The sequence below is a fragment of the Polynucleobacter sp. MG-28-Ekke-A2 genome (assembly GCF_035012985.1).
Lineage (GTDB): Bacteria > Pseudomonadota > Gammaproteobacteria > Burkholderiales > Burkholderiaceae > Polynucleobacter.
On the sequence record NZ_JAYGQU010000049.1, the window covers coordinates 1 to 1,119 of the forward strand.

The 1,119-nt window shown below is 47.6% G+C and carries 1 protein-coding gene; it reads right to left on the reverse strand.

What is annotated here, in order from left to right; genetic code table 11:
- Nucleotides 1–14 precede the first annotated feature (14 nt).
- Nucleotides 15–1,119, reverse strand: a protein-coding gene (locus VC188_RS11850; RefSeq protein ID WP_323484100.1) for an IS3 family transposase whose coding sequence is annotated in 2 segments (ribosomal slippage) — nt 15–865 and nt 865–1,119 — 1,106 coding nt annotated over the 2 segments. Because the reading frame shifts where the segments join, the coding sequence is not laid out codon by codon here. This gene is flagged as partial in the annotation.

Genomic DNA, 1,119 nt, shown 5'->3' on the forward strand with positions numbered 1-1,119 from the left:
TGTAGTATCCCCCGTCAAGCCGACATTCCTAAAGTGTTGTTTTCTGCCTTTGCTCGATAGTCTCTAGGCGATATTCTGCCAAGAGAGCTGTGCGGTCTTTCTTCGTTGTAAATCGTGATCCAGTTTTCTGTAATTTCACGCACCTCCCTGAGGTTTTCAAATAAATACGCATTGAGTACTTCATGACGGTAGGTTTTGTTAAATCGCTCTATAAATGCATTTTGTTGCGGCTTGCCCGGCTGGATAAATTTCAGTTCAATCCCTTTTTCCTCACACCATCCCATAAAGACTGCAGACCGAAGTTCACTCCCGTTGTCCAGACGTATCGCCTGAGGTAAACCATGGATCTCTTCCAATTGCTCTAGGGTTCGCACTACTCTGGCTGCTGGCAGGCTGATATCGATTTCAATAGTCAATACTTCTCGGTTGGATTCATCAATGACGTTCAGGGTCCTAAAAGGCCGGCCGTAATGCAAGGTGTCGTACATAAAATCTAAGGCCCACATCGAGTTAGCCTCGGTAGGGGCAACAAGTGGAACCCTTGGCATCTTGGGGATACGCTTTTTGGTTCTTCTGGGTAAGTTCAAACCCATCTCCTTATACACACGCCATACCCGCTTGTGATTCCACTCGTAACCCTGATTGCGCATCCAATCAAAACATAATCTAAATCCCCAGCGCCTATTCTTGGCAACCACTTGATTAAGTACTTCAATAACAGGCTCATCAGCTTTAGCTTTGCTCCTTGGGCGCTCGTAATACGATGACCTAGCCAGTCCCAAATGAGCGCAAGCCCGTGTAATGGGTACCGCTTCTTCGCCAACCAGGTAATCGACTGCTTCTCTTTTACCGGTTGGCGCTAGAGCTTTTTTTCAATGAGGTTCTTGAGCGCTCGGTTATCGTGGGTCAGTTCAGCCACCATCGTTTTATATTCTGATAGCTGCTGCTCTAGCTCCTTTACTCGTTTGAGCTCAGACGCTTCAAGGCCGCCGTATTTGGAGCGCCACTTGTAGAAGGTGGCACCGCTAATGCCATGCGTGCGCAATATGTCTGCCATCGCAATACCGCCCTCGGCTTCTTTCAAAATCCCAACGATTTGGGTCTCTGTAAATCGTGACT